Source organism: Myxococcales bacterium (assembly GCA_016717005.1).
Classification (GTDB): Bacteria; Myxococcota_A; Polyangia; order Haliangiales; family Haliangiaceae; genus UBA2376.
Genome location: JADJUF010000037.1, coordinates 1 through 20439, shown reverse-complemented (window position 1 = coordinate 20439; position 20439 = coordinate 1). Strand labels below are relative to the sequence as shown.

Sequence of the window (20439 nt, the reverse complement as noted above, 5' to 3'; positions counted from 1 at the left end):
TCCATGAGACGACCCATGTATCGCGGTCGCCCGCGGCGCCGCAAGCGCGGCTCAGGCGATGGTCGCGGCGCGCCCGCGGCGCGTCCGTCGAGCGCCGCCGGCATCGCGGCGCCGCAAGCGCGGCTCAGGCGGCCGTCGCCGCGGCGATCGCGCCGCCGCCGCCGTCGAGCTCTGCGAGCATCGCGTCGCCGGTGAGCTGGTCGGCGGACAGCCCGCCGGCGTACTTCAACAGCCCGACCTCGTCGTAGCGCCGCGCGATCCGCGGCGACAAGAGGCCGATCTCGCGCAGGTTCGGCACCAGCCGCGAGAACATGACGTGGCGGAACTCCTCCATGCCCGGCGCGGCCATGATGAACTCGCGCCACGCCGACCGCGGCAGCGCGCCCGCGAACCACTCCTCGTAGACCTCGTAGCCCATGAAGCGGTTGCGCATCAAGAGCGCGACCTCGAAGCTCCAGTCCTCGCGCTCGCGGCGCTCGCGCTCGTCGAGGTGCTTGGTGATGTGCTCGCGCAGCGCCAGCACGCCGTAGTGGACGTGGCGGGCCTCGTCCTGGATGACCATCTTGAGCAGGTGCCGCAGGAGCGGCTCCTTGGTGATCTTGTAGAGCGTGCCGAACGCGCCGAGGGCCAGGCCCTCGACCATGATCTGCATGCCGAGGAACTTCATGTCCCAGCGGCTGTCGCTCATCAGCGCGTCGATGATCACGAACAGGTTGTCGTTGATCTGGTAGACCTTCTCGAGCTTGGTGTCGAGGTAGCGGTGGAAGACCTCGACGTGGCGGGCCTCGTCGACGACCTGGGTCGCGCCGTAGAGCTTGCCGTCGAAGAACTGGACGGCCTCGGTGACCTGGGCCGCCGCCATCAGCGCGCCCTGCTCGCCGTGCAGGAACTGCGACAGCATCCAGCCGACCATGCTGGCGAGGAAGCGCTGGCGCTCGCGCGCGTCGAGGCGGATGCCGTGGGCCTCGAGGCGCGAGAAGTCGACGAAGCGCTCGGGCAGCATCGGCACGGTCGGGTCCTCGGGATCGACCGACGTGTGCCACGGCAGGAGCGTGGCGCCGTCCCACTGGCCGGCCTTGGCGCGCTCGTACAGGTCGCGCATGTCGCCGTGGTCGGCCGGGTAGGTCCAGTCGAAGTAGGCGCTGTGGCTGGCCGGGAACGTCGTCGGCGTGCCCTGCTTGCCGCGCTGGAAGATCAGCCCGCGCACGCCCGGCGGGCCCAGCGCGCGCGCGACCCGCGGGTCGTGGATGGCGCGGAACACGTCGACGATCTCGACGTAGCGATCGACGGTGTCCTTGACGCGCTTGGGCAACTTGGCGAGCAGGCTAGACGGCAGCATCGGGCCTCCGAGGCGTGGGCGTGGGCAGCTCCGCGGCGGCGAAGAACGCGCGCACCGCGGCCTGGTGGAAGTGGATGACCGTGGCGTGGACCAGCGGCAGCGCGCGCTCGAGCAGGGGCGCGGCGTCGGCCGCGGGGAGGTCGCCGAACCGGCCCAGCAGGATCTTGGTCTCGACCGCGACCAGGCGGTCGGCCACGTCGGTGAAGATCGCCAGATCGGCCGGGTCGAACCCGCGGGCCTCGGTGAAGCCGAGCGCGCGCCACTGCGCCCACAGGGTCAGCAGCCGCTCGCTGTCGACCGGGAGCTCGCGCGCGTCGCCGCTGCCGCGCACCGGCAGGAGGCCCAGCTCGATCAGCCGCTCGCCGTCGGCGGGCGTCACGCCGTGCCGGGTCAGCGCGTCCGAAAAGCGGACGGTGCGATCGTGGCGGCCGGCGACCTCGGCCGGCAGGCGCGCGGCGATCTCGGCCAGCAGGCTCTGCTGGCTGGCCGGCAGCGCCGTGGTGTCGTCGGTCAGCATCGCCCGGATCGCGTGGAGCGGCAGGAACCGCTCCTCCTGCAGCCGGCGGATCAGCTGCAACCGCTCGACGTGGGCCGGCCCGTACCAGGCCATGTTGCGGCCGGTCTTGGTGCCCTCGGCGACGAGGCCCTGCTGGATGTAGAAGTGGATCGCCTGGCGCGACAGGCCGGTCGCGGCGCACAGGTCCTTCATGCGCAGGCGCGCGGCGCCGGCGCGGGGCGCGCGCGGGGTGCGCGCGGCGCGGGGCGTGCGCGCGGCCGGCTTCACGTCGGCGCCTCGACGGTGCTGCAGGGCGCGGTCGTGCGCGCGGCCGGCGTCACGTCGGCGCCTCGACGGTGCACGGCGCGGTCGGGCGCGCGACGCACGCCAGGATCTTGCCGCCGGCGCGCTCGCCGGCGGACAGGCAGTTGGGCTCGTCCATCGTCACGTCGCCCTCGACCAGCGTGACCGCGCACGCGCCGCAGCCGCCCATCGCGCACGACAGCTTGAGCGGGACACCGGCGGCGAGCCCGGCCTCGAGCAGCGTGTCGCCCGGGCGGACGATCGCGCGGGTGACGACGCCGGCGCGGCGGATCGTGACCGGCTGCGCCGCGGTCGGCGCGCTCGGGCGGGCCGGCGCGTAGAAGCGCTCGGCCCGGATCAGGTCGGCGGCGACGCCCCGCTCGGCCAGGGTCGCCTGCGCCAGCGCCATCATCGGATCGGGCCCGCACAAGAGGTACGCGGCCCCGGCGCCGGGCGCGGCGGCGTCGAGGTGCGCGGCCAGGGTGGCCGGGGTCAGCGCGCCGTCGACGTCGTCGAGCGCGTGCGCGATCGTGAGCCGGCCGGGGTAGCGCGCGGCCAGGTCGGCCAGCGCGTCGGCGAAGATGATCGCGGCGCGGGTGCGGTTGCCGTAGATGAGCGTCACGCGCGCGCCGGGCTCGTCGGCCAGGGCCGCGCGGGTGATCGCCATGATCGGCGTGATGCCGCTGCCGCCGGCGATCGCGATCACGTCGCGGGGCGCGGTCGCCGGCGCCAGCGCGAAGTCGCCCGAGGGCCCGAGCAGGCCCAGCGCCTGGCCCGGCCGCGCCTGCTCGGTGAGGAACGTCGACATGCGCCCGCCGGCCACGCGCTTGACCGTGATGGTCGCGCGGTCGCGATCGCGCGGGTCCGAGCTGGCCGAGTACGCGCGCCGCACCCGCTCGCCCGCGATCGTCGCCTCGATCGTGAAGAACTGCCCCGGCGTGAACGTCAGCGGCGCGCCGCTCGGATCGCGCAGGGTGATCGACACCGCGTCCGCGGTCTCGCGCGTCACCGCCTCGATCACCACCGCGCGCGCCGCGCCCGCCACCGGCCGCGCCGCCGCCCGCGGCGGCCGCGCCACCAGCGGCGACGGCGTCAGACCCACCAACCCCCGCGCCACCATCGTCACGTCACGTCGCGCCTGGGTGAGCCAGCTCATGGCCAGACAATGCCCGTCCTCTTGCAAAGTGTCAAGTGACGCTTTACATGGGGCCGGATCCTATATCTCAATAATCCGTAATCGTTGGTCAATTTTGGAATACCGCGCCAGATTGATGGGCGGATATCGGACAAGGTTTGACGCGGCAGGTCTGAAAAGGTCAACAGTTATGAACCTTTGAAGGGGTAGATCCGGTCCCTGCTGGCGACAGGACAAGGTTTGACGCGGCAGGTCTAAAAAGGTCAACAGTTCTGAACCTTTGAAGGGGTAGATCCGGTCTCCGGTCCGGCGACAGTTCTGAACCCTTGAAGGGGGTAGATCCTGTCCCCGCCTGCGGTCCCCGCCTGCGGGCCCGTCCCCGCCGGTGCTCCGCTGACTTCTCGCGTGCGCTCCCGACGGGTGGTCTCGGACGCTGGCGAGTCCCGGCCGGCGATGGGCGAAGGTGGCTGCTAGGCTCGGGTCGACATGCGCAACGCGCTGCTGCTGCTGGCCCTGGTGGGGTGCTCCGAGTCGAACAGCGGGCCGGCGCGAACGCCGGTGCCGGCGCCGACGCCCACGGCCCCCGCGCCGGCCGCGCCGACGGATGACGCGGCGGTGTTCCGCGCGCTCGATGCGGTCGGCCCGATCGAGAGCGACCGCTACGATCCCCGGCCGGTGATCGCGGCGATCAACGCGCTGCAGCCGCTGGGGCGGGGCGAGGGGACCCGGGTCCTGGCGGCCTACCTGGCGGCGCGAGGCCACTCGGTCGACGAGCGCGGCGGGCTGTTCGCGGTGCTGCGGGTCCTGTACGAGCCGCCGGCGGCGCGCCCGCCGTACCCGCCCGACGCGTGCACGCCGCGCCAGCGCGAGCTGATCTCGGGGCCGTGCGTGCGGCCGCCGATGCTGGGCTCGCCGTCACCGGCGCCGCCCGAGGACCTGCGCTCGCTGCGCTATCCGTTCTTCGTGCTCGGCGGCGTGCCGCTCAGCCTGGTCTCGGGCTACACGCTCGCGGGCAAGGCCGAGACCGTCGCGATGCACCTCGAGGCGCTCGCGACCGCGCGCACCGGCTGGCTGGCCGCGCCGCTGGCGCCGTCGAGCCCGGGCGAGATCCGCTACCTGTTCATCCACTACGGCGCGTGGAGCCTGACCGACGAGGTCGGCCGCGGCGTCGAGCTGCAGCTCGCGCGCCTCGAGTAGCCGCGCGCGCGCGTGACGGCGCTACACTCCCCGGCGATGAAGCGACTCACCGTAGTGTTCATGCTGCTGTCCGGGGCGTGCGTGGTGCGCCAGTCGACCCACGACAAGGCCCTGACGCACATCAAGGAGATCGAGGCCGACCTGGAGGCGTCGCGGCGCGCGGCCGCGGCCGACGAGGCGCGGGTGCGCGACCTCAACGCGACGCTCGAGCGCGAGCGCGGCGAGCGCGAGGCGTCGGCGCGCACCAAGGACGAGGAGCTGGCGCGCATCCGCGGCGAGAAGGAGACCACGGTGGCCGAGCTCGAGGAGCTGCGCCGCCAGCGCGATGCGCAGGAGCAACGCCTGGCCGCGTACCGCGAGCTGCAGCAGAAGTTCCGCGCGTTGGTCGACAGCGGCAAGCTGGCGATCGGGTTCCGCAACGGCCAGATGGTCGTGAAGCTGCCGTCGTCGATCTTGTTCTCGAGCGGCTCCGACAAGCTGTCGAAGGCCGGCGAGACCGCGCTGGCCGACGTCACCGCGATCTTGCTCGAGTTCAAGGATCGCCGGTTCCTGGTCGCCGGGCACACCGACAACGTGCCGATCAAGACGCGCACGTTCCGCAACAACTGGGTGCTGTCGACGGCGCGCGCGGTCGCGGTGCTCGAGTTCATGATCGGCGCCGGCATGTCCCCGGCGGCCATCGCCGCCGCCGGCTACGGCGCCGAGGATCCGGTCGCGCCGAACGACAGCGAGCCCGATCGCGAGCTCAACCGCCGCATCGAGATCATCCTGGTGCCGAACCTGTCGGAGCTGCCACAGCTCACGACCGATCAACCGTGAGGGCGTGACCGACGACGGGCCCTACCGCGCGCCGGCGCACGATCGCCTGGGTGAGGTGGTGCGCGTGTTCGCGGTGCCGCGGCGGCCGCGCTACCTGGGCGCCGGGCGGGCCGTCGGGCGCGCCACGCACATGACGCTGGGCTCGGTGGCGCTGCCGCCGGCGGCGACCAGCTCGCTGTCGTGGCTGCGGGCGCCGCGCAGCGAGGCCGTCGAGGTGTGCGCGCGCGGGCTGCGCGTGCGCAGCGCCGCCGGCGTGCTGGAGCTCTGCTGGGAGCAGATCGCCGAGTGGACCGCGGTCACCGTCGACGGCGCGGTCGTCGCGATCGACCTGGTCGGGGTCCACGGCGAGCGCCAGCGCCTCGGCGGCGCGCTGCGCGACAAGGATCAGCTGTACGCGCTGGTGGCCGCGGGCCGGGCCGCGCCAGCGCCCTGACGCCTCACGGAGCGCCGCACGCGAGCCACTCGCCGAGCTGCTGCCGCTCCGCCAGCGTCGGGCGCTCGCCGTCGGGCGGCATCGACGTGTTGACCGCGGCCGGGCCCGCCGCGCTGGTCTCGTCGATGTGGGCGCGGACCACGCGCACGCCGAAGGGCGTGTCGAAGTCGTGGAACGACGGCGCGCCGTGGCGATCGGCGCCGACCAGGTCGGTGGCGTGACAGCGGGTGCAGTAGCGCGTCATGAACGCCTCGCCGAAGCTGACCCAGGTCGTGGTCGACGTCGGCGGACACGTCGCCTCGGTCGGGGGGCCGAACAGCGCCGAGTCGGAGCACGCCACCGCCAGCGCCGCGACGACCGCCGCGACGGTCCTCACAGCCAGCCGCTCCACGTGATCGCGCCGTACAGCTCGATCCGGGCGGTGACCTCGAGCGGCGCGGCGCCGCTGTTGCGCAGGAGCACGAACCACTCGCCCGCGGCGCTGGGCGTGAACGCGTACTCGACCGTGAGCTGGTTGAGGCCCTCGGCGACGGTCTGGGTGCCGCTGCCGGCGTGGCCGTGGATGTTCCAGTCGAGCTCGGGCGCGGTCGCGCTGAGGTAGAGATCGGCGCGGTCGGCCGGGCCGCCGAACAGCGTGCCCTCGATCAGCTCGCCGACCCCGAGCGTGCGGGTGTCGGTGACGATCTGGCGCGGTGCCGCGTCGGGGCCGGGCGCGGCGTCGACGGGCGCCGGGTTGTCGTTCGCGTCGCCGCACCCGGCGACGGACGCGGCGACGAGGAGGGCGGCGATGACGATGGTGCGGTGCATGGAGCCTCGTGCGAGCGGTGCCCGGTGGATCAGTAGCGATACGCCAGCTCGAGCTGGCCGCGGGCGATGAAGGCGTCGCCGACCGCCGGCGCGCTCACGGTCGCGCCGGCGCGGTAGCGGCCGCGGTCGAGGGTGGCCCCGACGCTGGCGATCACCCGGCGCTCGCCATGGGCCAGGGGTTCGCCCAGGAGCGCGCCGACCCGGGCCGAGACGCCGGGCGGGCCGATCACGGCGCTGGCGCCGACGTCGACCGTGACCTCCTCGGCGCCCATCGGGTCGATCAGCGGCCACAGCTCGGCGCCATGGGCGTGGGCCGCGTGGGCGGCGCCGTCGCCGAGCGCGCGGGCGTAGGTGACCGTCGCGTCGGCCGCGAGCCGGCCACGCCCGGCGTGGGCGCTGGCGCCGCCAGCCACCATCACGTGGCCCATGCCGCGGCCCGCGTCGGCGTCGCCGGTCGGCAGGCTGGCGCCGCCGATCGCGCTCACGGTGATCGGCGCGGCGGCGGGGGTCAGCCGGACCGCCAGCGACGCGCGCAGATCGTCGAGGCCGGTGCCGTCGTCGGCGACGTGGAACGCGCCGAGCGCGGCGGCCCCGGTGACGCGGCGCCAGCCGACGCTGACGAACAGGTCGCCGCCCTGGTAGGCGCGCTCGGCCATCGCGGTCGAGGTGGGCACGACGACGCGGCCGGCGCCGGCGGTCCAGCGCGTGCCGACGGTGACGGCGACCGCGCGGTCGGACGCGGGCGCCGCGGTCGGCGTCGGCGTGTCGATGTGACAGTGCTGGGCCGCGGCGGCCCCGGCCTGCGCCATCGACGCGGCGGCGATCGTGATCGGGATCAGCGCGCGGCGGACGGATCGACTCATGGCAGCTCCTGGGCCCCGGCCGGCGCGAACGGGTCGCCGAGCGAGGGATCGGTGAGGAAGGTGTCGTCGGTGAGGGCCCGGAGGAACGCGAGCAGATCGGCGCGCTCGTCGACGGTGAGCGTGAAGCCGTTCACCAGCGGGCTCTTGTTGGGGTTGGTGCGGCCGTCGCCGGCGTCGGGCCCGGCGGTGACGAGGCGGCCGCCGCGCTCGTAGATCGCGACCACCTCCTCGAGCGTGGCGACGCTGCCGTCGTGCATGTACGGCGCGGTCAGCGCGACGTTGCGCAGCGACGGCGGCCGGAACCGCCCGCGATCCTCGTCGAGGAACGTGAACTCCCACAGGCCCTGGTCGGTGACCGGGTACGCGGCGTAGAGGCCGGTGTTGAAGAAGTGGCTCTCCTGGACCGGCACCGCGGCGTGGTCGACCGCGATCGTGAAGTTGAAGCCGCCGTGGCAGTGGTGGCACTCCAGGACCTCGCTGAAGAACAGCGCCTGGCCGCGCTGCGCCGAGGCGCTCAGCGCGTCGCCCTGGCCGCGGCGGAACCGATCGACCGGCGCGTCGCCGGAGATCAGCCGGCGCTGGAACCCGGCCAGGGCCCGGATCACGTTCGGCCACGAGATCGGCTCCGCCTCGCCGGGGAACGCGGCCCCGAACCGGGCGGGGTAGTCGGCGTCTGCCGCGAGGCGCGCGAGGATCTCGAGCTCGTGGCCGACCACGCCGAGCTCGACCGGGTGCTTGCCGTAGAGCGGGATCGGCGCCTGGGCCTCGAGGGTGCGGGTCACCGGGCTCGCCCACGTGTACGACGGGTTGTACGCGACGTTGGTGAGCGTCATCGAGTTGCGGCGCAGCGGGTCGCCGGTCGAGCCGCTGGCGGTGACCTTGCCGTCGGAGAACGCTCGGGCCTGGAGGTGACAGCTGCCGCACGCCTGGGTGCCGTTGCCCGACAGGCGCACGTCGAAGAACAGGTAGCGGCCGAGCTCGGCCAGCGCCGGCGTCAGCGTCTGATCGGGCGGCACGCGTGGCACCGGGAAGCCGGCGGGCAGCGCGAACGGCCACATCGGCGGCGCCGCGTCGAGCGCGGCGTCGACCGGGCTCGCGCCGTCGCCGCCGTCGGGCGTCGACGAGCCCGCGTCGCCGCACCCGACGGGCCCGAGCGCGAGCGCGGCGGCGATGAGCGCGAGGGTGCGCACGTCACTCCACCTGGAACAGCGCCTGGGCGGCGGCCGGCATCGCGCCGTACGGCAGCGCGAGCTTGGGGAAGATGGTCTCGCACTCGGGATCGCCCGGGAACGACATGCACCCGGGCGCGGTCATCGCGGTGTTGACCGCGACGTCGACGCCGGCCAGCACCGGCGCGATGTCGGCGACGATCGTGCTGGTCGGCCCGACGCCGGTGAGCGTGATCGCGGCGCGGTTGGGGTTCACGCACGGGCCGGTCGGCGGCTCCTGCGGGTTGGTCCCAGGGCAGCCGGTCGAGCCGACGTGCAGGTTGAACCCGGCGCCGCCGACGACGCCGTCGATCTTGACGAACTTGTGGCCCGACTGCCACGCCCACAGCATCCCCGAGGCGTTGTAGGGCGCGAGCTCGCCGGTCGGGTCGAGGTGGTTCTGCGCGTCCGGGATGCCGAGGTCGAACGTGACGCCGTCGTAGCTGCCCACGGGCACGGTGCCGGTCAGCGTGGTGTAGGTCGCGGCCGTGCCGGTCTGGCACGCGGAGGTGGCGTCCTCGAAGTCGAGCAAGGCCACGCCCTCCGCCGACTGGTTGTCGTTGACGGTGAGCGTCACCGGGACCGGCGCGCCGCCGCCGACCGGCACGAGCGCGACGCTGGACACGAAGAAGCGGAAGTCGGCGCCCACGTAGGAGGCGGCGGTGGTGCCGACGCCTGGGTACGACTGGCCGCACACGAACGCGGTCCCGCCGACGCGGGCGGCGAACTGGAGCGACACCGCCTGGGTGGTGGCGGCGTCGACGGTGACGGCGTCGACCGCGACGGCGGCGTCGGTCGTGTCGTGGACGTGGTCGTGGTCGTCGCCGCAGGCGGCCACGACGAGCAGGGACGAGGTGAGCGCGCAGGCGCGGGCAGAGGTGACGAGGAACGAGCGCGTAGACATCAGCTGGAACTCCAAGAGAGAAGAGCGTGAACGAGACGTGCGGGCGCGCGCCGACGCGAGTTCGGCGTCAGCACAGGCGCACGCACGGGACGTGCGCGAGGCGGTGGCCGAGCGAGCTCGGGCGGTCGCCCCGTCGCGGGGGCGGCTACGATGATCGCGCCGCGCGCGTCACACGACCGATCGCGCCGCGTGGACGCGGCGAGAGCTGACGGCGAGCGCGGGCGCGGCTACGCGCGCGGCGGCGGGCTGGGCGGCGGCTCGGGCGCGCGATCGTCGAGCGGCGGCACCCGCGGCGGGCCGGCCGGCGTCGTCAGCTCGCGCGTCGGCGCGATCACCGGCGGCGGCAGCAGCGACGCCGACGTCAGCGTGAGCTCGCCCGAGCGGGTCTTGCAGCCCTTCACCGACGGCGTCGAGGGGCCGTCGTCGCCGGCGTGGCCAGCCGGGCAGTCGACGCAGCCGCAGTCGGTGTGGGCGTCGTGGTCGCCGCAGCAGCAGGTCACCATCGCCGCGGTCGCGCTCGGCAGCGCCACCACGCCGACCGCAGCGATCACCAGCACCACCAGGGCGCGGGACGCAGCTCGGCGCAGGGAGGAGCCCACGTCTCTGTACTGGCACGGGCGCCGCGACCCGTCAACCCTGGCTGCGCGCCTGCGACCATGAGGCGCACGCGTCAGCGCTCGTCGAACGGCCCGAACACCTCGACCTCGACGCCCGGCGAGAAGTGCACCGTCTCGAGCGCGCCGTCGTCGGGCAGGCCGGCGGCGGCGACGAGCGTCTGGTCGAGCGACGCGATCGTCGCGGCGTGCGCGGGGTACGGCGCGTGGTGGACCTGGCCCGTGCGCACGCGCCCGCGGCGCAGCGCGAACAGGTAGTAGCGCTCGAGCAGGAAGTGCTCGAGCGTGCCGACCGCCGACGGCCCGAGGGCCGCGCCGATCTGGTAGCGCACGTCGAGCGTGGCCGGCCGATCGCCGCCGCGGCGGCGCGCCTGGTACGCGACGACGTCGTCGGTCCGGCCGGCGGTCATCGCGCTGTGGAAGTACGGCAGGCTCCACAGCAGGCGCGCGGCCCGGACCGCGAGCCACGACGCGGCCTCGAGCGAGAAGAAGTACACGCCCGGCGCGCCGCGCCGGTGCACGTAGGTGCGCAGGTTGGTCTCGAGGAACTCGAGGCCGGTGCGTCGCGGCATCCACGCCGCGCGCGTCGCCTCCATCCGGAACGGCACCAGGCCGACCCACGCGCGGCCGCGCCACAGATCGAGCTCGAGCTCCGGCGGCACCAGCGCGCGCACCGCGGCCGGATCGAACGACCAGTGCACGAACAGGAGCTCGCGCCAGCGCTGGGTGCCGGCGGCGCGGCCCGGCGGCCGCCGCGTCGGCGCGACCCGGTCGAGCTCGAGACAGTCGCGCCCGTCGCTCATCGGCCCGCGCCGCGGGGCGCTACTCTTCCTTGAGGCCGAGCGCCTTGGTCGGCAGCGGTGGCGGCTTGGGGTCGGTCACCCCGACCACCTCGAGCTCGTAGTTCAGGTCCTTGTCGGCGAGCGGGTGCACCAGGCGCACCTCGATGTCATCGCCGCTGACCTTCTCGAGCGCCAGCACGACGTCGGAGCCGTCGGCGCCCTTGGCCGCGAACCGCTCGCCGGCCTTGAGCTTGGCGTCCTTCGGGAACTCGGTGCGCTTCATCTTCTTGACCGGCGGCGCGAGCTTGGGATCGCCGAAGCCGTCCTTGGCCTTCAGCACGCCCTTCTTCTTCGCGCCCGTCTCCAGGCCTTCGATCAACCGCTCGACCCCGGGCAACATGGCCCCGCCGCCCTGGATGAACTCGACCACCTTCTTCTCGAGGGTCTCGCCGCCGACCACGGACAGATGAACCTTCAGACGTACCCGGACGCCGGCGCTGATCTTCACGGATCCACAATACACCGCGCCCGGAGATCGGATGGTGGCCGCGGCGAAGAACCGCGACACCATCGCCCGCGATCCGTGAATGCGCGTTGACGAGCCGCGTCGAACCACCGCACAAGCCCCCGCTACGAAATGGCTTTCCGAATCTTGCGCGCCGGCACGGATCCCGCATAACAGTCAGGTCGCACCGATGTCACGCAAACTCCTACATGTCGCCGCCCTCGTGGCGGTGGCCGTGCTTGCAGGCTGTGGCGCCGGCCGCCAGCCGCAGCTCAAGGTGCTCTCGGTCGAGCACGCCACCAGCGGGCCCCGCGACATGGTGCTGTTCGTCGAGGTGACGAACCCCGCGGCGCGGCCGCTCGAGCTCCGGCGGCTGCAGTACCGGTTCGAGCCCTCGGTGCACGTGGCCGGCGTCGAGCCGATCCGTGGCGAGGTGATGCTGTCGCGCACGGTCGACGCCGGCGCGGCGGTCGTGGTCGAGGTGCCGGTGCCGTTCGACGAGTCGCTGCCGCGCGGCGAGGAGCTGATGCTGGCCGGCCGGCTCTACGCGACCCAGGACCAGCTCCAGCGCAGCTTCGACGTGCGCGCGACCGTCGTCCGCTGAGTTTCCGGGAGGCCTGCCGCCAGCCCCCCCCCCCCCCCCCCCCCCCCCCCCCCCTCCCCCCCGGCGGGGCCCCGCCCCCCCCCCCCCCCCGCGCCCCCCCCCCCCCCGCCCCCCCCGCCCCGGCGCTGACCATCCCGCGCTGCGCGTTCGCGCGCCGGCGTCGAGACAGCGCGTGTCGGCGCGCGCGCCTGCCGGGCCCGCGGGTTTCGTGTAGTGTCCGCGCCGATGATCGAGTCTCGCTCTCGCTGGCACGACCTCGCCGCCCGCGCGCTCGCGGGCGAGCTGCCCTCCCGAGCCGACGCCGCCGCCGTGCTGACGGCGCCGCCCGAGGACACGCTCGCGCTGCTCGACGCGGCCTATCAGGTGCGCCGTCACCACTGGGGCCAGCGCGTGCTGCTGCACGTGCTCGACAACGCCAAGGCCGGCGCCTGCCCCGAGGACTGCGGGTTCTGCTCGCAGTCGTCGCGCCACGGCTCGCCCGGCGGCGAGGCGCCGATGAAGTCGGTCGACGAGCTGGTCGAGGGCGCGCGCCGCGCGGTCGCGGCCCAGGCCCGGCGCTACTGCATGGTGACCGCGACCCGCGGCCCGTCGCAGCGCGACCTCGACACGATCTGCGCCGCCGCCGAGCGCATCAAGGCCGAGGCGCCGATCGAGCTGTGCGCGTCGCTGGGCCTGCTGACCCAGGCCAAGGCCGAGCGCCTGCGCGCCGCCGGGGTCGATCGCTTCAACCACAACCTCGAGACCAGCCAGCGCTACTACGATCAGATCGTCTCGACCCACACCTGGGCCGATCGGGTCGAGACCGTCAAGCTGGCCCGCGCCGCCGGCATGCAGACCTGCGTCGGCGGCATCGTCGGGCTGGGCGAGCGCGACGACGATCTGCTCGACCTCGCGTTCGCGCTGCGCGACCTCGACGTCGACTCGGTGCCGGTCAACTTCCTCGACGCGCGCCCGGGCACGCCGCTGGCCGAGCGGCCCCAGGTCGCGCCGGGCTATGCGCTGCGGGCGCTCTGCATGTTCCGGTTCGTGCACCCGCGCACCGACCTGCGCATCGCCGGCGGCCGCGAGCTCACGCTGCGGACGCTGCAGGTGATGGCGCTGTACCCGGCGAACTCGCTGTTCACCCAGGGCTACCTCACCACCACCGGCGCCAGCCCCGCCGCCGATCACCAGATGATCAAGGACGCGGGCTTCACGCTCGAGCTCGGCGACGGCACCGAGGCCGTGGCCGATCCGGTCGCGGTCGCCGGCGTGCTGGCCCCGCGCAAGCCCGAGCCGCGCCGCCTGCCGGTGGCGTGATCACGCGCCGGTGGCGACCGGCAGGTCCAGCGTGAAGGTGCGGCCGCGCCGCCTGCCGGTGGCGTGATCACGCGCCGGCGGCGACCGGCGGGGCCAGCGTGAAGGTGCGGCCGCGCCGCGTGCCGGTCGCGTGATCACGCGCCGGTGGCGACCGGCAGGTCCGGCGTGACGGTGCGCCCGCGCCGCCTGCCGGTGGCGTGATCACGCGCCGGTGGCGACCGGCAGGTCCGGCGTGAAGGTGCGGCCGCGCCGCCTGCCGGTGGCGTGATCACGCGCCGGTGGCGACCGGCAGGTCCAGCGTGAAGGTGCGGCCGCGCCGCCTGCCGGTGGCGTGATCACGCGCCGGTGGCGACCGGCAGGTCCAGCGTGAAGGTGCGGCCGCGCCGCCTGCCGGTGGCGTGATCACGCGCCGGTGGCGACCGGCAGGTACAGCGTGAAGGTGCTGCCGTCGCCGGGCTGGCTGTCGACGGTGATCGTGCCGCCGCTCTGCGTGACCACGCCGAACGCGACCGGCAGGCCCAGGCCGGTGCCGGCGCCGGCGGCCTTGGTGGTGAAGAACGGCTCGAAGATCCGCGCCCGGGTGGCCGCGTCCATGCCGACGCCGGTGTCCGAGACCCGGACCGCCAGGTAGCGCGCGGCTGGCAGCAGCGCCGGCTCGTCGGTGGCCGCGGCGCCGGCGATCGTCAGCGTGCCGCCCCGGGGCATGGCGTCGCGGCCGTTGAGCGCCAGGTTGAGGAGCACCAGATCGATCTGGCCGCGATCGACGTGGACCGGCGGCAGGCCCGGCGCGACCTCGGTGACCAGCGCGATCGTGTCGGGCAAGGTCCGGCGCAGCAGCACGACCGCGTCGTCGATCAGCTCGGCGACGGTCACGACCGTAGGCGACAACGTCTGCTGGCTCCCGAGCGCGAGCAGGCGCCTGGTCAGGTCGGCGCCGCGCCGGGCCGCCGACTGGATCTCGGCGAGCAGCCCGGCGGCGTCCTCGCCGACCCGGCGCTGGGCCAGCTGGCTCGAGGTCTGGATCACCGTCAGCAGGTTGTTGAAGTCGTGGGCCACGCCCGCGGCCAGGCGGCCCAGCGCCTCGAGCCGCTGGCCCCGGCGCAGGTGCTCCTCGACCCGCCGGCGCTCGGTGACGTCGTGGATGATCGACAGCAAGAGCGTGCGCCCGCCGACGGCGATCGGTCCGGTGTAGATCTCGACGTCGGCGATCGCGCCGCGGGCCGTCCGGTGGCGGAACTCGAAGTGGGTGCGGCGGGCGGTGCGGGCGCGCTCGAGCTCGAGCTGGATCTCCGTCGGCGACAGCGTGTTGATGTCGAAGATCGTCCGGGTCCGGAGCTCCGCCAGGGTCCAGCCGTAGAACCGCTCGGCCGCCGAGTTGGCGTCGACGAGGTGGCCGTCGTCCGGATCGATCAGCAACATCACCGCCGCGTTGACGTCGAACAGCGTGCGGAACAGGCTGGCGCTGTCGCGCGCCGGGGTCAGGAACCAGATCCGGTGCGGCGCGCCGTCGAGGACCACGGCCTCACCGCCGGTCGCGCCGTCGGGCGGCGTCCACGGCGCGCCCACGCGGGCCGCGGCCGGGCTGGCCCAGACCACGACGCCGGCGCGCTCGATCACCGCGCCGCCGGGGTGCCCCGCCAGCGCGCGGCCCGCCGCGCCCAGCTCGGGGCCGACCGCGGGGGCAGCGGGCGTGTCCACGGCCGCAGGATACCAGGGTCCCGGCGCCGTGACGCTGCGCCACCCGCGCGCTAGGGTGGCGTCGTGCGCATCGACAAGGTCTACACCAAGGGCGGCGATCTCGGGCAGACGTCGCTTTTCGGCGGCGAGCGGGTCAGCAAGGCCGCGCCGCGGATCGACGGCTACGGCACCGTCGACGAGCTCAACGCGACGCTGGGCCTGGTCCGGACCGCGCTCGAGAGCTCGGCCGCGGGCGAGCACCTGCTCCCGATCATCCACCGGGTCCAGAACGAGCTGTTCAACCTCGGCGCCGAGCTGGCCACGCCCGACCCCGAGCGCCGGGCCAAGCTGCCCCGGGTCGAGGCCCGCCACGTCGAGGCGCTCGAGCGCGACATCGACGCCGTCAACGACAGCCTCCCAGCGCTGACCAGCTTCGTGCTCCCCGGCGGCGGCGCCGCGAGCGCGCACTTCCACCTCGCGCGCACGGTGTGTCGCCGGGCCGAGCGCCTGGTCGTGGCGCTGGCCGAGCACGAGGACGTCGGCGAGCTGCCGGTCACGTACCTCAACCGCCTGTCGGACGCGCTGTTCGTGTTCGGTCGCTGGGCCGCGCTCAAGGACGGCCGGGCCGAGCCCCTGTGGCAGCCGTCGACGACCTGACGGTCGGTCCCCCGCCGACGGGCGCGCCGTCGACGACGTGGCGGTCGGTCACCCGCCGACGGGGGCAGCCGTCGACGACCTGACGGTCGGTCACCCGCCGAACAGCGAGCCGACCACCCACACCAGCTGGGCCGCGGCCGCGGTCATCATCGCGCCGGCCTCGAGCCGGTAGCGCCACGACCGGCCGCGGTGGCTGTGGCGCAGCTCGGCCAGCGCGTCGGCGCGGGTCGCGGCGCCGCGCAGGTCCGACTGATCGTACGGCCGCAGCGCGGTCCGCAGCAGATCGTCGATGGGAGCGCGGTCGTCGGTCATGCGGCACCTCCAGGATAGCGCGTCAGGTCGCCGAGCGTGGCCTCGATCATCGCCCGGGCGCGCGACAGGCGCTGGCGCGCGGCCTCGGGGCTGAGCCCCAGGACGGTCGCGGCGTCGCGCGGCGCCAGCCCCTCGACCGCGCACAGGAGCAAGATCTCTCGGTACGTCGCCGGGAGCGCCGCGATCGCGCGCTCGATCCGGGCCGCGGTCTGGGTCTCGGCGGCGGCCTCGAACGGGCTGGCGGCGACCGGCTCGGGCGGCAGCAGATCGCCGGCCAGCGCCCGCGCGGCCTGGGCGCTGCGCCACTGCGACACGTACAGGTTGCGGGCGACGGTGAACAGCCACGGCGCCAGGCGCGTGTCGTCGGCCAGCCGGTGGGCGTTGCGGGCCAGCCGCAGCCACACCTCCTGCGCCAGGTCGTCGGCGGCGTCGCGGCGCCCGGTCAGGCGCGCCAGGAAGCTCCACACCCGCGGCCGCATCCACGCGTAGACCTCGTCGAACGCGCCGGCGTCGCCGCGGCGGAGCCGAACGATGAGCTCGCGCTCGAGGGCCGCGTCCACCCCCCGATAACGCCCGAGGACCGCGGTCGTGACAAGCGATTCGCTCCGTCACGATCCCCCGCCGGACCGAGGTCGTGACCAGCGCTTCGCTCCGTCACGATCGCCCGGCGGCGGCGTTGTACCCTCGACCCTCCAACCAAGGACGCCCAATGCCTTACTACCTGCGCGCGGGTGGCTACACCACCTGGCTCCTCCTCCTCCTCGGCGTCGTCCTGCTGGTGGCCGCCGTCAACTTCCTGCGCAGCGCGACCCCGCGCCGGCTGGCGTTCCTGCGGGCGCTGAGCGCCGCGTACCTGCTGTTCACGTTCGGCGGCATCGCGACCAACACCACCGTCGTGCTGTGGGCGGTGGCGCGCGAGCACAAGCCCGGCGAGCCCTACGACCTCGACATCCTGTTCCAGGGGCTGGGCGAGGCCATCACGCCCGCCGGCGTCGGGCTCACGATCCTCGGCCTGGTCTGGTTGATCATCGCGATCGGCGTCCGCCGCGCCCACGACACCGAGGCCTGAGGCCGCGGGCAGCGTGCCAGCTGGCGCGGAACGTGTCGAAACCCGGCGCACAGGTCCGATTGCCGCGTCGGTCGGTTGCCCCCGGCGCGCGCTTGGATACTCTCGCAGGCCGTGTCGGAACCGGATAAACCAGCCGCGCCGAAGAAGCAGTCCGAGAGCGCGCAGCAGCTCGCTGCGACCGAGGCGGCCGCCCAGGCCCGCTTCGAGAAGGCCATGACCGAGCTGCGCGAGGGCAGCCACCGCTTCGCGTCCAAGATGCGCGGCGAGACCGAGATCGATCTCGAGGAGCTGATCGATCCCGACGGCGACGTCGTGCCCCACATCGCCGACGTCGAGGGCGACGCCGGCGCGATCGCGCTGGCGGTGCCGATCGAGCTCATCACCTTCGACACCTGGCTGTTCGGCCAGATCGGCGACAAGGACGAGCTCGACCTCAAGGACGAGGGCCACTGGGACATCTGGTTTTCGTTCGGCGCGTGGATCGGCGAGACCCTGCGGCGCCGCCACGGCGGCCACTGGATCCTGTTCGGCGACGATCCCCACACCTGGCGGATCGGCTTCTCGAAGATCTTCCTCGAGATCGCCCCGTTCGTGTTCGGCGAGCAGCTGCTGCGCATGGGCTCGGGCGCGATCAAGAAGATGGTCACCGAGATCGAGAAGATCCGCGAGCAGCACGAGGAGGCCAAGGACAAGGATCCCCACGCCGCGCTCGACCGGTTCCTGCCGCAGCACTACCTGCGCCTGCACACCGTGCCGCTGGGCCAGTGGATGGCGATGGACTTCGCGAGCGTGTCGCGGCTGTGGAACGAGGCCCCGACCAAGGACCTGATCGCCGCGGTCCGCGAGGCCGGCCCGCGCCTGGGCCCGCAGAACCAGCAGATCGTCGAGCGGGTGTGCGAGGCGCTCGGGCGCGGCAACCAGGACAAGCCGGTCAACGAGCAGACCAACGACCGCGGCCTGTTCGAGGCCGTGGCCCAGATCGTCGGCCTGCGCCGGGCCACCGCGCCGATCGCGATCGACATCCTCGAGCGGGTCGTCGTGCCGGCGATGCACGTCGGCCTGCCCGACACGTTCCCGCCGCTCGACGAGGACGACCTCGCCAACCTGCGCAAGGGCGTCGAGCTGTTCGTGTTCTTCTGCGAGGTCGTGCCGCACCAGCACCAGGCCGACGACGAGGGCTTCCTCGGATCGATCCCGCACGAGCACCTGTCGACGCCGTACGCCGATCGCAACACGCTCGAGATCGGCAAGGGCGACTGGGTCGTGGTCAACCCGACCTACCTGGCGCCGATGCTCAAGGATCTCGACCCGGGCAAGCTGCTCGACAAGTACGACGAGTTCGTCACGTACGTCGGGTCGCAGCCCGAGGTTTCGCGCCGCCGCGACGACGGCCGCATGCTGGCCGAGACCGCGGTCCGGGCCCTGGGTGACATCAAGGCCTGCGTCGGCGCCGCGCTCGAGACCAACGACGCGCTCCTGTTCCGGCTGCTGCCGCCGCCGGGCTGAGCCGACCCGCCGCGCCGCGGGCGCGGTACGGTGCGCGGGCGACGCCCCGGCGCGCCGCGAGGAGCCCCATGTCGAATCCACGGATCCCGACGGCGCGCAGCGACGAGTCGTCACCCTGCGCGGTGTGCGGTCAGGCGCGGATCGGCCGGCCGCTCGGGTCGCTGCCGCCGTCGCTGGTCGAGCGCCTGCGCAGCGAGGACGTCGACGTCCGCGCGGTCGACGCGGTCGTGTGCGCGCCGTGCCTGACCGCGGTCCGGGTGCGCTACGCCCGGGCCGCCCTCGAGCGCGAGCGCGGCGAGCTGTCCGAGGTCGAGCACGACATCGCGCTGCGCGCCGCGAACCACATCGCGATCGCCGACGAGGTCGAGCGCGGCACGGCGCCGTCGCCGGGCCAGCGCGCCGCTGATCGCGTGGCCCTGATCGGCGGCTCCTGGCGGTTCGTGCTCGGGTTCTCGGCCTTCATCGTGTGCTGGTGCGTGGTCAACGGCGTGGTGCTGGCGACCGGCGCGTTCGACCCGTTCCCGTTCATCCTGCTGAACCTGATGCTGTCGTGCCTGGCGGCGCTGCAGGCGCCGATCATCATGATGTCGCAGGCGCGCATGGCCGAGATCGATCGCGCCCGGGCCGCCCAGGACTTCAGGATCAACCTCAAGTCGGAGCTCGAGATCGCCGGGCTGCACGAGAAGCTCGACCACGTGCTGCACCAGCAGTGGGATCGCATGGTCGAGCTGCAGGACCTGCAGCTCGAGATCCTCGAGGAGCTGCGCAAGCCGGACTGATCGCGCGTGGTGATCAGCGGTTGCGCGGGTGGTCGGCGGCGGTGCGCTCGTTGCCGCGGCGGTAGTTGCCGGTCACGCGGGCCATCAGCTCCTGGGCGTCCTCGTCGGCGCCGCCCGCGACCTCGGCCAGGAACTCGACGGCGGCGTCGCCGCGCAGGGTCGTGGCCAGGCGGCCGCGGTGGTGGATGAGCACCTCGCCGCGCGCGCGCGTGACGTACGTGAACCCCGACGGCGGCGGCATGGCGGCCATCGTAGCGGCCCGCGGCCTGGCCGTCATCGGTCCAGGCGCGGTGCCCACCGCCCGTGGGCCGCTCAGGCGCGCGCGCGCCGCGCTCGCCACGCCGCCAGCGCGCAGCCGACGACCACGATCGACAGCCCGCCGGCCTCGCGCATCTCCTCGACCTTGCCGCCCTTCTCGCTCATCTTGCGCCACAGGTCGCTGGTCTCGACCGACCCGGCGACGCCGGTCCACAGCGCCACGGCCCAGGCCACCGCGCCCAGCGCGACCAGCGTCGGCAGCCACCACCACCGCGGCTGGACCAGCGCCGCCACCGCGGCCGCGCCCGCCGCCAGGTACATCGCCGCCCACCGCACCGGATCGGGGTCGTTGTACTGGAGCGCGGCCGAGGTCGCGCATAGCACGGCGAACACCGCCGTGGCGGTCGAGGCGAGCGCGGACCGCCGGGGCATCGACGGATCGTCGCACCCGGCGACGCCGATTGCACGCACCGGTGGCGCCGTGCAAGAGTCCGGCGACTTCCCCGAGGACACCTCAATGCGCATGATCCTGGTCGGCCCGCCGGGCGCGGGCAAAGGCACCCAGGCGGCACGCCTGGTCGACAAGTACGGCATCCCCCACATCTCCAGCGGCGACATGCTGCGCGCCGCCGTCAAGGCCGGCACGGCCCTCGGCGTCGAGGCCGACCGGTACATGAAGGGCGGGCAGCTCGTGCCCGACGACGTCGTCATCGGCATGATCCTCGAGCGGATCGCCGCGCCCGACTGCGCCAAGGGCTTCATGCTCGACGGCTTCCCGCGGACGATCCCGCAGGCCGAGGCGCTCGACGCCGCGATGACCCGGGCCGGGTTCGCGATCGACATCGCGCTCCTGTTCGAGGTGCCCGACGCGTT

At 74.0% G+C, this 20439-nt stretch carries 26 protein-coding genes; 10 read left to right on the top strand and 16 right to left on the bottom strand.

Going from position 1 to position 20439, the window contains the following annotated elements; genetic code table 11:
- Nucleotides 1-124 precede the first annotated feature (124 nt).
- Genes IPL61_23760 through IPL61_23750 form a run of 3 tightly spaced genes read right to left on the bottom strand, consistent with a single transcriptional unit; the run spans nucleotide 125 to nucleotide 3294 of the window.
- Nucleotides 125-1339 (bottom strand): ferritin-like domain-containing protein, encoded by a 1215-nt coding sequence (locus IPL61_23760; GenBank protein ID MBK9034242.1) that lies wholly within the window; start codon nucleotides 1337-1339, stop codon nucleotides 125-127.
- Nucleotides 1326-2123 (bottom strand): MerR family transcriptional regulator, encoded by a 798-nt coding sequence (locus tag IPL61_23755; GenBank protein ID MBK9034241.1) that lies wholly within the window; start codon nucleotides 2121-2123, stop codon nucleotides 1326-1328. Before IPL61_23755 ends, IPL61_23760 begins: the two co-directional genes overlap by 14 nt.
- Before the next feature lie 49 nt (nucleotides 2124-2172).
- A complete protein-coding gene (locus IPL61_23750; GenBank protein ID MBK9034240.1) occupies nucleotides 2173-3294 on the bottom strand; it encodes a ferredoxin--NADP reductase in 1122 nt (373 codons plus the stop codon).
- A gap of 465 nt (nucleotides 3295-3759) precedes the next feature.
- Between IPL61_23750 and IPL61_23745 the strand changes: the two genes are divergently transcribed.
- The 3 genes from IPL61_23745 to IPL61_23735 are packed head-to-tail and all read left to right on the top strand — an operon-like array spanning nucleotide 3760 to nucleotide 5722.
- Nucleotides 3760-4470: a hypothetical protein gene (locus tag IPL61_23745; GenBank protein ID MBK9034239.1), complete on the top strand. Its 711-nt coding sequence runs from the start codon at nucleotides 3760-3762 to the stop codon at nucleotides 4468-4470.
- Nucleotides 4471-4506: 36 nt separating this feature from the next.
- Nucleotides 4507-5289, top strand: coding sequence for an OmpA family protein (locus tag IPL61_23740; protein MBK9034238.1), 783 nt, complete (start codon nucleotides 4507-4509; stop codon nucleotides 5287-5289).
- Between the two features lie 4 nt (nucleotides 5290-5293).
- Nucleotides 5294-5722, top strand: coding sequence for a hypothetical protein (locus IPL61_23735; protein ID MBK9034237.1), 429 nt, complete (start codon nucleotides 5294-5296; stop codon nucleotides 5720-5722).
- Nucleotides 5723-5726: 4 nt separating this feature from the next.
- On the opposite strand, the gene IPL61_23730 is transcribed toward IPL61_23735, so the two are convergent.
- The 8 genes from IPL61_23730 to IPL61_23695 form a co-directional block, all read right to left on the bottom strand.
- Nucleotides 5727-6098 (bottom strand): hypothetical protein, encoded by a 372-nt coding sequence (locus IPL61_23730; GenBank protein MBK9034236.1) that lies wholly within the window; start codon nucleotides 6096-6098, stop codon nucleotides 5727-5729.
- Entirely contained in the window at nucleotides 6095-6529 is a 435-nt protein-coding gene (locus IPL61_23725) for a hypothetical protein (protein ID MBK9034235.1), read from the bottom strand. The genes IPL61_23730 and IPL61_23725 overlap by 4 nt, the downstream gene beginning before the upstream one ends.
- 29 nt (nucleotides 6530-6558) lie before the next feature.
- Complete coding sequence (locus IPL61_23720; protein ID MBK9034234.1) at nucleotides 6559-7392, bottom strand: hypothetical protein; 834 nt, start codon at nucleotides 7390-7392, stop codon at nucleotides 6559-6561.
- On the bottom strand, nucleotides 7389-8582 hold the full coding sequence (locus tag IPL61_23715; protein ID MBK9034233.1) for a di-heme enzyme: 1194 nt from the start codon (nucleotides 8580-8582) through the stop codon (nucleotides 7389-7391). The genes IPL61_23720 and IPL61_23715 overlap by 4 nt, the downstream gene beginning before the upstream one ends.
- A gap of 1 nt (nucleotide 8583) precedes the next feature.
- The gene (locus IPL61_23710; protein ID MBK9034232.1) at nucleotides 8584-9504 is read right to left on the bottom strand and encodes a metallo-mystery pair system four-Cys motif protein; all 921 of its coding nucleotides are present in this window, start codon (nucleotides 9502-9504) and stop codon (nucleotides 8584-8586) included.
- 227 nt (nucleotides 9505-9731) lie between these two features.
- The gene (locus IPL61_23705; GenBank protein MBK9034231.1) at nucleotides 9732-10103 is read right to left on the bottom strand and encodes a hypothetical protein; all 372 of its coding nucleotides are present in this window, start codon (nucleotides 10101-10103) and stop codon (nucleotides 9732-9734) included.
- A 71-nt stretch (nucleotides 10104-10174) separates the two neighbouring features.
- Nucleotides 10175-10921 (bottom strand): DUF2071 domain-containing protein, encoded by a 747-nt coding sequence (locus tag IPL61_23700; GenBank protein ID MBK9034230.1) that lies wholly within the window; start codon nucleotides 10919-10921, stop codon nucleotides 10175-10177.
- A 19-nt stretch (nucleotides 10922-10940) separates the two neighbouring features.
- Nucleotides 10941-11408, bottom strand: coding sequence for a hypothetical protein (locus IPL61_23695; protein ID MBK9034229.1), 468 nt, complete (start codon nucleotides 11406-11408; stop codon nucleotides 10941-10943).
- Between the two features lie 187 nt (nucleotides 11409-11595).
- Here IPL61_23695 and IPL61_23690 point away from each other — a divergent pair, with 187 nt between their 5' ends.
- Nucleotides 11596-12009: a hypothetical protein gene (locus tag IPL61_23690; protein MBK9034228.1), complete on the top strand. Its 414-nt coding sequence runs from the start codon at nucleotides 11596-11598 to the stop codon at nucleotides 12007-12009.
- Between the two features lie 225 nt (nucleotides 12010-12234).
- Nucleotides 12235-13308, top strand: a complete 1074-nt coding sequence (bioB, locus tag IPL61_23685; GenBank protein MBK9034227.1) for a biotin synthase BioB — start codon at nucleotides 12235-12237, stop codon at nucleotides 13306-13308.
- Between the two features lie 402 nt (nucleotides 13309-13710).
- Here the strand turns inward: bioB and IPL61_23680 are convergent, their stop codons facing one another.
- Entirely contained in the window at nucleotides 13711-15006 is a 1296-nt protein-coding gene (locus IPL61_23680; GenBank protein ID MBK9034226.1) for a PAS domain S-box protein, read from the bottom strand.
- Nucleotides 15007-15069: 63 nt separating this feature from the next.
- Between IPL61_23680 and IPL61_23675 the strand changes: the two genes are divergently transcribed.
- Nucleotides 15070-15642 carry a cob(I)yrinic acid a,c-diamide adenosyltransferase gene (locus tag IPL61_23675; GenBank protein MBK9034225.1) on the top strand — a complete coding sequence of 191 codons (573 nt, stop codon included), beginning with the start codon at nucleotides 15070-15072 and terminating at the stop codon, nucleotides 15640-15642.
- Nucleotides 15643-15732: 90 nt separating this feature from the next.
- On the opposite strand, the gene IPL61_23670 is transcribed toward IPL61_23675, so the two are convergent.
- Nucleotides 15733-15954, bottom strand: a complete 222-nt coding sequence (locus IPL61_23670) for a hypothetical protein (GenBank protein ID MBK9034224.1) — start codon at nucleotides 15952-15954, stop codon at nucleotides 15733-15735.
- Nucleotides 15951-16514 carry an RNA polymerase sigma factor gene (locus tag IPL61_23665; protein MBK9034223.1) on the bottom strand — a complete coding sequence of 188 codons (564 nt, stop codon included), beginning with the start codon at nucleotides 16512-16514 and terminating at the stop codon, nucleotides 15951-15953. The genes IPL61_23670 and IPL61_23665 overlap by 4 nt, the downstream gene beginning before the upstream one ends.
- 149 nt (nucleotides 16515-16663) lie before the next feature.
- On the opposite strand from IPL61_23665, the gene IPL61_23660 reads away from it, so the two are divergent.
- The 3 genes from IPL61_23660 (at nucleotide 16664) to IPL61_23650 (ending at nucleotide 19308) form a co-directional block, all read left to right on the top strand.
- A complete protein-coding gene (locus tag IPL61_23660; GenBank protein ID MBK9034222.1) occupies nucleotides 16664-17023 on the top strand; it encodes a hypothetical protein in 360 nt (119 codons plus the stop codon).
- 111 nt (nucleotides 17024-17134) lie between these two features.
- Nucleotides 17135-18529: a hypothetical protein gene (locus IPL61_23655; protein ID MBK9034221.1), complete on the top strand. Its 1395-nt coding sequence runs from the start codon at nucleotides 17135-17137 to the stop codon at nucleotides 18527-18529.
- Nucleotides 18530-18597: 68 nt separating this feature from the next.
- Complete coding sequence (locus IPL61_23650) at nucleotides 18598-19308, top strand: DUF1003 domain-containing protein (protein ID MBK9034220.1); 711 nt, start codon at nucleotides 18598-18600, stop codon at nucleotides 19306-19308.
- 13 nt (nucleotides 19309-19321) lie between these two features.
- Here the strand turns inward: IPL61_23650 and IPL61_23645 are convergent, their stop codons facing one another.
- Nucleotides 19322-19549 (bottom strand): hypothetical protein, encoded by a 228-nt coding sequence (locus IPL61_23645; GenBank protein ID MBK9034219.1) that lies wholly within the window; start codon nucleotides 19547-19549, stop codon nucleotides 19322-19324.
- Between the two features lie 71 nt (nucleotides 19550-19620).
- Entirely contained in the window at nucleotides 19621-19998 is a 378-nt protein-coding gene (locus tag IPL61_23640; GenBank protein MBK9034218.1) for a hypothetical protein, read from the bottom strand.
- An 85-nt stretch (nucleotides 19999-20083) separates the two neighbouring features.
- On the opposite strand from IPL61_23640, the gene IPL61_23635 reads away from it, so the two are divergent.
- Nucleotides 20084-20439, top strand: a 356-nt coding sequence (locus IPL61_23635; protein ID MBK9034217.1) for a nucleoside monophosphate kinase, incomplete at its 3' end; no start/stop codon positions are given.